6 protein-coding genes and 1 pseudogene are annotated in these 8,128 nt (G+C 71.7%); 3 read left to right on the top strand and 4 right to left on the bottom strand.

The genetic code is table 11. The features are described 5' to 3' along the window. Positions 1–102 (bottom strand): annotated as a pseudogene (locus tag IH48_RS37255) (glycosyltransferase family 2 protein); the annotation flags it as partial. A gap of 363 nt (positions 103–465) precedes the next feature. Here IH48_RS37255 and IH48_RS35490 point away from each other — a divergent pair. Beyond that, the gene (locus IH48_RS35490; protein WP_199810046.1) at positions 466–861 is read left to right on the top strand and encodes a spore-associated protein A; all 396 of its coding nucleotides are present in this window, start codon (positions 466–468) and stop codon (positions 859–861) included. 189 nt (positions 862–1,050) lie between these two features. Here the strand turns inward: IH48_RS35490 and IH48_RS0131905 are convergent, their stop codons facing one another. Further along, positions 1,051–3,459 (bottom strand): FUSC family protein, encoded by a 2,409-nt coding sequence (locus tag IH48_RS0131905; RefSeq protein ID WP_051840967.1) that lies wholly within the window; start codon positions 3,457–3,459, stop codon positions 1,051–1,053. Between the two features lie 132 nt (positions 3,460–3,591). Here IH48_RS0131905 and IH48_RS0131900 point away from each other — a divergent pair, with 132 nt between their 5' ends. Further along, entirely contained in the window at positions 3,592–4,086 is a 495-nt protein-coding gene (locus tag IH48_RS0131900; RefSeq protein ID WP_051840966.1) for a MarR family winged helix-turn-helix transcriptional regulator, read from the top strand. 58 nt (positions 4,087–4,144) lie between these two features. Here IH48_RS0131900 and IH48_RS0131895 read toward each other — a convergent pair whose 3' ends face one another. Then, positions 4,145–5,455: an LCP family protein gene (locus tag IH48_RS0131895; protein ID WP_030912691.1), complete on the bottom strand. Its 1,311-nt coding sequence runs from the start codon at positions 5,453–5,455 to the stop codon at positions 4,145–4,147. A 155-nt stretch (positions 5,456–5,610) separates the two neighbouring features. Further along, positions 5,611–6,984 (bottom strand): LCP family protein, encoded by a 1,374-nt coding sequence (locus IH48_RS0131890; protein WP_030912688.1) that lies wholly within the window; start codon positions 6,982–6,984, stop codon positions 5,611–5,613. Between the two features lie 499 nt (positions 6,985–7,483). Here IH48_RS0131890 and IH48_RS0131885 point away from each other — a divergent pair. Further along, the coding region (locus IH48_RS0131885; protein ID WP_030912685.1) for a glycosyltransferase family 2 protein at positions 7,484–8,128 on the top strand (645 nt) is incomplete at its 3' end.

Raw genomic sequence — 8,128 nt, 5'->3', positions numbered from 1 at the left:
GACGCGCAGCTCGGGCGAGAACCAGATCGAGCCGCCCGCCTCGCGGATGCGGAAGTTCAGCTCCCAGTCCTGGGCGCGGATGAACTCCTCGTTGTAGCCACCCTATTAGTTCCGGTCTTGGCCAAATAAACGACGAGTGGACGGAGGCCTGCTGCTATACGGGCCTCACCTCCCACCGAACCCACCGCGTCGCCTCAGGCACGAGACCACCGACCCGGGCCGTCGTCACATCACTCCAGCGGACGCCACCGCTTCCTGGTGCAGTACTCCGTCGGCGGCCTTCGCGACGAAGCACTTGGTTACGCAGCACTAGACCGAATACACGTGATTAACATCACTTCCTCCTTGGCCTTGCCATGACAACCACACTTTCATCATAATTATTTGACATCCCGTCAACTGCCTTTGGGGGCAATCGTGATGCACATACGTCCAAGGCTTGCAGCGTGCACGGCGGCTCTGTTGATGACTGCCGGTGGTGTTGTTTTCGCTGCGGCTCCGGCGCAAGCCGCGCCTGCCCAGCCCGCCGCTTACAATGGCGCCTGCGGTAGTGGGTACAGCGTCATCGATTCCATGAGTGTCGGCTATGAGGGCGCTGGCACTACCTACCTGAGCTACAACAGCTCAAACGGTTATAACTGTGTCGTAACGGTGAATAACACCGGGTCGACGCAGTGGGTACAAGCCTCGATCGAGCGGTCATCGCGCAAGGGCGGCGGCTGGATCGATGACTCGGGTAGATACCGCTCTTACGCTGGTCCGGTGTACGTATACGCGGCGGGCGAGTGCATCGACTGGGGCGGCTACGTCTCGGATGACGCCGGTATCGAAGACATCGTGTGGAACGACCACTGTGGCTGACGGATAGAGCCCGCCGCGCCGGCAGTGCGGCGGGCTCGTGTTCACCGAGTCAGCTGAGGCGACTCGGTACAGAGTTTGTAGTTGGGACAACGGACGGGCCTCGTTTCAAAGCCGCCGTGCGCCGTTCGCGGTTGACGCCAAGGGGACCGCCCCGAGTGAGCTCCTATTCGGTGCCCGGCACCTGCTGCCTCAGCGGTGTGCCGGGCGTGCCCGGCCGGCCGCGGCCGACGTGGTGGGCACCCGCCCGCCGGGCGGCTCGGGCCTGCTGCCCTCGTCGCCGCCGTCCTCGCCGGCGGGCTCGGACGCCGAGCTCGCCAGCAGCCGCAGCTTCGGCGGCGGCGTCCTGCGGTGCTTGGGCCCCGAGAGCGGGCGCACGGCGGCCAGCTCGCGCAGCAGCTGGCCGAGCTGCGTCAGCGCGAGGCCGACGGGCGGCAGCTGCGCCGAGCACTCGGGGCGGCGCGCGAGCACCGTGTGCTCCGCGTCCCTCAGGTGCTGCTCGACGTCGGCGTGCGGCGCGGCCGTGAGCGCCGGGTGGTCGGCCAGGTGCGCGGCCGCCGCGGCGAGCGATCTCGCCGCCCCCGCGTACTCGGCCGCCGCGTTGGGTGCCTCGAGCCGCTGCGGGGCCAGCGCCAGCGTCCTGCCGCGGCGCGAGACCGCCGCGTACAGCGTGAGCCGGTGCCGGGTCAGCCTGGGGTCGTTGCCCCAGACGAGCGGCCTGGTCAGCGGGGACGCGACGAGCGCGAGGCCGCGCACCTGGTGGTCGATCGCGCGCGCCTGCGCGTCGAGGTCCGTCTCCGGCTCCGAGCCGTCGAGGCGTCCCGCGACGCCTTCGAGCAGCGTGGAGAGCGCGGAGTAGAACGTGGTGCGCACGCTGTGCAGGGTGTCGCGCGTCGAGGTCGGCAGGACGAGCAGGCCCACGAGGATGCCGACGGCCGCGCCCGCCGCGGTCTCCTCCAGGCGCAGCATGAGCAGCCCGGGCGAGAACTCGTTGAGGATGCTGTACAGCTGCGAGACCATGATCGTCACGAAGAAGATCATCAGGCCGTACGAGATGCGCACCAGGTAGAAGCCGCACGCCATGGCCAGGATGATCACGGCGAGCGCGGTGAGCGTGTGGCCGGCCGTCACGTGCACCATGCCGATGCCCGCGCCCAGACCGACGAGGGTGCCGGCGACGCGGTTGGTCGCCTTGAGCGTGGTCTCCGAGCGGGTGGCCGTGCCGGTGAAGGCGACGAAGGCGGCGATGACGGCCCAGTAGTAGCGCTGCTCGTTGATCTCACGCCCCACGAGGATCGCGACCCCGCCCGCGACGGCCACCTGGATGGCCTGGCGGGTGGTGAGCTTCATGCGCGCGAAGACGTTCCAGCGCCGGCCGCGCGCCGCGACGCCGCCCGCGATGGCGGCGGACCCCGGCAGGTTGCCCATCGCGAGCTGGACTGCGGGCTCGTACTCCTGCCCGCTCGCCCCGGTGGCCGGTGGTGCGTCGCCCTGGCGCGCCAGGGCCACGTACTCCATGGCCGCGGCCGCCAGATGGCTCGCCGCCCACACGCCCTCGACGGCCCCGGTAACGCCGGACGCGCTCGTGGGCGTCGCGGGCAGGGCCATCGAGCCCGGCCCGCGGTCGCCGCGCCTGCCGGTGGGCCGCGGTACGAGCGCCGCGGGGTCGAGCAGCGGGAGCGCGAGGCGTTCGACGGCGGCGAGGTCGCGGTCGGCGAGCGCCCTGGCGATGCGGGCCGCCGCCCGCCTCGTGACGGTGTCCGCCTCCGTCGCACGGACCGCGGCAGCGGCCAGCGCCTCGACGGCGAGCTGGAGGTCGAGCATGCGGCGGCGCAGCGCGGGGCCGCTCCAGCCGCCCGGCAGGGCGCCGGGCTGCCCCGACCAGCCCTCGATCATCAGCGCCGTCTCCGCGAGCCCCAGCTGCCGCGCGTGCAGCAGGCGCCGCCTGCGTCCGGCCTTCTGCGGGTCGTCGGACTCCAGCAGGTCCGCGGCGGCCCGCGCGACGGCGCGCGAGCGTGCGTCGAACGCCTGGCGTATCCGGCGCAGGGTGCGGCGGGTGTTGGTGCGCAGGATGGTCAGGGACAGCAGCAGCACCCAGGCGGCGGAGACGGCGACGGCCGCGAGCTGGCCGGGCAGCTGGGCGAGCGTGGGGTGCAGGAAGGCGGCGAAGAAGTAGCCCATCCACACCATGAAGCCGTAGAAGAAGAACGCGGGCCCGAAGCGGCGGATGTACACGGCGGCGAACATCACGACGACGAACACGGACAGCATCAGCGTGGTGCTGCCGCTCACGAGGATGCCGAGGAACAGGCCGGTGCCGAGCGCGAACGGGAAACCCGCCGCGGTCCATGCCTGGGTGGCGGCCGGGATGCCGCCGAGGGCCATCGAGCCCATCATGGCGACGATGGTGCCGAGCATGACCGTGACGAGGGTGCCCTGGGCGTTCTCGTGCAGGACCGTGGCGAAGCCGTCCTCGACGGCCATCGCGCTCGCCATGGCGACGGCGGCGCCCACGGCCTGCCGCAGCCTGCTGAGGCCCGGGTCCGAGGAGAGGATCTTGTCGCGTATGACGGATGCTCCACCGCTGGTGACCCCGGCCATCCGACCCCTTCTCCCGGCGATTTGCTCCCGCATATCCATGTAGTATGCAAATAATAACATGCATCGTACCGGTGTTCCCTTCGCGGGACGGTCGAGCGGCCGGGGGCCACGAGGAGAGGAGAGACGCGAGCGATGGGCAGTGACAGGGAAGCGGTGCGGCGCATCGAGCGCCAGGCCGCGGTCCTCAACAGGAACTTCGAGCTGCTCTACCGGCGCACCGCCATCCACGACACGCTCGACCGCTCCGGCTATCTGCTCCTGCGAACCCTGGCCGACGAGGGGCGCACGGACATCCGCACCCTCGCCGAACGGCTCGGACTCGACCCGTCCACCGCGGGCCGGCAGATCGCGGCCATGGAGCGCGCCGGCCTCGTGGAGCGCCGGTGCGAGCCGCCCGACCGCCGCCGCGCCCTGATCACGCCCACCGCGGAGGGGATCGCACGCGCCGAGGCCGTACGCCGCGAGCGCACCGACGGCTTCGCGGCTCTCCTCGCCGACTGGGACGACGACGACCTGCGCACGCTCGGCGAGATGTTCGAGCGCTACAACCGCGCCGTCGCCGAGCGCTACCTCACCGGGTCCGGCGACGACGCGGCGCCCACGCCGCAGCCGCGCGCGACGCACTGAGGGCCGCCAAGCCCCCTCCGGGGGGACCCGGCGGCCCTCGGGCCGGCTCGCACGCGGGTCAGCCGGTGACGGTGACCTTCTGGCCGTTGTTGAGCTCGTTGACCAGCTCCTTGACCTTGGCCTGGTCCCAGACGAGGTTCCCGCCGCGGTTGCCGGAGACCGGCATCGTCATCGAGACGCCGTTGCCGCCCGTCACGTCCTTCATCGCGAAGAACATCTTGGCCAGCGCGTACGGCGACATGTCCTTGTCCACCGTCAGCGTGTCGAGGCCCGCGCCGAGCGCCGGGTACAGCTTGAACGGGTTGAGGATCGTGCTCGGCGTCGCCGTCTGCGAGGCCAGCGCCGACAGGAACTTCTGCTGGTTCTTCTCGCGCTGCAGGTCGCTGGTGGCGAACGCGTGCCGGGTGCGCACGTACTCCAGGGCCTGCTTCCCGTTGAGCGTCTGCTCACCGGCCTTGAAGTCGGCGCCCGAGTACTTGTCCTTGAACCCGTGGTCCAGGTTCATGTGGACGCCGCCTATCGCGTCGACGACGTTGGCGAAGCCGGAGAAGCCGATCTCCACGTAGTGGTCGATGCGCAGCCCCGTCTTGGCCTCGATCGTGCGGACGAGGAGCGTCGGGCCGTCGGTCGCGTACGCCGCGTTCAGCTTCATGTGCACGCCGGGCCTGGCCGGGTACATCTTGCCGGACTCGTTGCCCTTGAACGAGGGCAGCGTTATGTCCGTGTCACGGGGCAGTGAGATCAGCGCCGGGCCGCCCGCGCCCTCGTGCAGGATCATCATCGAGTCCGTCCGCTGGCCCTCGGCGGCGCCGGTGTGCAGGTTCTTCTCCTGCTCCTTGGTCATGCCCTTGCGGCTGTCGGAGCCGACGATCAGGTAGTTCGTGCCCGCGCCGCCGGCCGGCCGGTCGATCACCTTGGACAGGTCGACGTCCTTGTGCAGCTTGGAGTCGGCCCAGAAGTACGTGCCCACGGAGACGCCGAGCACCACGACGACGAGCGCCAGCACGCCGTACCTGATGCGCCGGCCCCAGTTCGCCGGGCGCCTCGGCGGCGCCGACGTCCCTCCGGGGCCGTACGGGCCGCCGCCGTATCCGTCGCCGGGACCGCCGCCCCGGCCGCCGCCGTACACCTGGCCGGTGTTGTAGCCGCTGTCGTACCCCTGGCCGTACGGGTCACCCTGGCCGTACTGGTCGCCGTACCCACCGGGCGCCTGCTGGGGCGGGATGCCGTAGCGCCCGCGCTGGCGCGGGGGAACGCTCCCGCGCTGTACGTGCGGCATCGCGCGCGCCCCCTCGGGCTCAGCGCTGGCGCTGCCGCGCCCGTAGCGCTCGGGACGCTCGCCGTTCCATCCTTCGGGCCACTCGCTCATGCGGTCCAGTGTGCAGGGCGGTGGCGGGGGCCAGACAGACCACGAGGTAAATCGCACCGGCCCTGTTGCCAACCTGATGCAATGGCACCGGGATCCACACATATGTGAAACGGGTCACCGCGCCCGCGGCCCCCGAACCGGCGCCGGCGCGGCGGTCAGGGGCAGACGACCTGGTCGCCCGTGACCGTGTTGAACGCGCCCTTCGGCTGCGCCTCCGCCCGCACGGGCGCCACCTTCGTGAACCCCTTGCCCACGAGGACCTTGAGCGTTGCGCCCTGCCCCTTCACCGCCTTGAGGCGGCTGCCCGGCAGCGCCGCGGCCAGCGACCGCGCCGAGCGGTCCCACCGCGGGTCGTACGCGACGACGGTGGCCTTCGCCTTCAGCGCGGGCTTCGTCCTCGGCGCGCGCGTGGTGTCGAAGCCCGTCGCCCTCAGCGCGTCGTCGACGCGCTTGCCGAGGCCGTCCACCGACGTGCCGTTGTAGACCTGCACCCGGATCCGGCCAGGGTCGACGTCCACCACCGAGGCGCCCCGCCCGGCCGGTGGCGCGGCCCTGTGCGGGGGCGCGAGCGGCTTGTCCTCGCGCACCGCGCGGAACAGCCGCTTCGCCTTCACCGGATCCCACCTCACCGCCGAGCCGCCGTCCGCGAGCGTCACGCCCTGATCGGCGAGCGGCACGGAAGCGAACTCCGACGACGAGAGCGAGAAGCCACGCATCGCCTGGCCGAGCGACAGCAACTGGCCGGGACCGAAGCCGGGGTCGGCGCGCACCGAGTCCAGCACGGCCGACACGACGTCCTTGAGCCTCACCGGGTTGAGCAGCACCCCGCTGCTCGTCGCCTGCTTGATCATCGCCGCCACGAACCGCTGCTGCCGCTGCATCCTGCCGAGGTCGGCGCTCGCGTCGCCCTCGATGTGCCGGGAGCGCACGTACTGCAGCGCCTGCCCGCCGTTGAGCCGGTGCGTGCCCGCGGCGAGGTCGAGGCCCGTGTTCGCGTCCTTCAGCCGCCGCGGGGTGCAGATGGACACGCCGCCCAGCGCGTCCACGGTGCGCATGAAGCTGGTGAAGTCGACCTCCAGGTAGTGGTCGATCTTGACGCCCGTCATGGACTCGACGGTCTTCACGGTGAGACCCGGGCCGCCCTGGGCGTAGGCCGCGTTGAGCTTCGCCGGGTACGTCGACCCCGACCCGCCCTTCGACGGCGACGGCAGCCGCGTGTAGCTGTCGCGCGGCAGGCTGACGACGCTGGCGCGCTCGCCACCCTCCGACAGGTGCACCAGCATGATCGTGTCCGTGCAGTGGCAGGGCGCGCCGCCCAGGTGGTACTCGCGCTTCTGCGCCGCGGTGATGGTGGACCGGCCGTCGGTGCCGACCAGCAGCAGGTTCATGCCGTGCCCGGCAGCGGGCCTGTTCTTCATGTCCTTGAACGGGTCGACGCGGCCGATGCCGCTGTCCAGGCTCGTCACGACCGCGTGGCCGATGCCGCCCGCGCCGAGCACGAAGACCGAGAGGGCGGTGGCGAGCCGCATGCCCCAGCGCGGCGCCGGGACACCGCGCCGCCGGCCGCGCCTGCCGCCGGGACGCCGCCCGGGGGGCCTGCCGCCCGGTGCCGCGGGGCGGCGGCCCGCGGGAGGACGGACGCCGCTCACCCCGCCCGTGCGCGGACCGCGGCCGCCTCCCGCGCCTCTGGCCTGCGAGCGGCCCTGCGCGCCGAACTGCGCCCGCCCCTGGCGCTGCCGCTGGGCGCCGAGTACGGGGCCTTGGCGGTGGGGCTGCCGGGGAGGCACGGGCACGGGGACACCTCCGTCGGTGACGACGCCCCTTCCGGCCGGGACCGGAACGGACGTGGCGGACATACAGGGACGACCACGGGAACCGTAGGTCCATACGATGAGCGGCACCTGTCCCGGGGCGGGCGGCACGCCTGCCTGTCCCCCGTTCGCGGTAACGTGACGCCCGGATCCACTGACGCCGTAACCCGCTTCCGACCTTGCGACCAAGGTCCCCACCAGGACCCCGAAGGACCCCATGTCTGACCACTCGCCCGCGGTCTCCGTGATCATGCCGGTGCTCAACGAGGAACGCCATCTGAGGAACTCCGTCCGGCACATCCTCGAGCAGGAGTACGAGGGCGAGATGGAGGTCGTCATCGCCCTCGGCCCCTCGACCGACCGCACGGACGAGATCGCCGCGGAACTGGTGCGTGAGACCGCCGAGGGCGGCCGGGGCCGACGCGTGCAGACCGTCCCCAATCCGACGGGCCGCACGCCGGCCGCGCTGAACGCCGCGATCAAGGCGTCGTCGCACCCCGTCGTCGTGCGCGTCGACGGGCACGGCATGCTCTCGCCCGACTACATCGCCACGGCCGTCCGCCTCCTCGACGAGACCGGCGCGCAGAACGTCGGCGGCATCATGCACGCCGAGGGCGAGACGCCCTGGGAAGAGGCCGTCGCCGCGGCGATGACGTCGAAGATCGGTGTGGGCAACGCCGCGTTCCACACCGGCGGCCAGGCAGGACCCGCCGAGACGGTGTACCTCGGGGTGTTCCGCCGCGAGGCGCTGGAGCAGCAGGGCGGCTACAACGAGGAGTTCATCCGCGCCCAGGACTGGGAGCTGAACTTCCGCATCCGCGAGGCGGGCGGCTCGATCTGGTTCTCGCCCGAGCTGCGCGTC

The organism is Streptomyces sp. NRRL F-5126 (genome assembly GCF_000721265.1).
Lineage (GTDB): Bacteria > Actinomycetota > Actinomycetes > Streptomycetales > Streptomycetaceae > Streptomyces.
The sequence above is the reverse complement of the archived record's forward strand: the minus strand, read 5'-3'. Positions and strand labels throughout refer to the sequence as shown.

Coding starts and splice junctions, on each gene's coding strand:
- IH48_RS0131890 (WP_030912688.1), bottom strand. CDS start 6,984: ATGCGGCTCGCCACCGCCCTCTCGGTCTTCGTGCTCGGCGCGGGCGGC.
- IH48_RS0131895 (WP_030912691.1), bottom strand. CDS start 5,455: ATGAGCGAGTGGCCCGAAGGATGGAACGGCGAGCGTCCCGAGCGCTAC.
- IH48_RS0131905 (WP_051840967.1), bottom strand. CDS start 3,459: ATGGCCGGGGTCACCAGCGGTGGAGCATCCGTCATACGCGACAAGATC.
- IH48_RS0131900 (WP_051840966.1), top strand. CDS start 3,592: ATGGGCAGTGACAGGGAAGCGGTGCGGCGCATCGAGCGCCAGGCCGCG.
- IH48_RS35490 (WP_199810046.1), top strand. CDS start 466: ATGACTGCCGGTGGTGTTGTTTTCGCTGCGGCTCCGGCGCAAGCCGCG.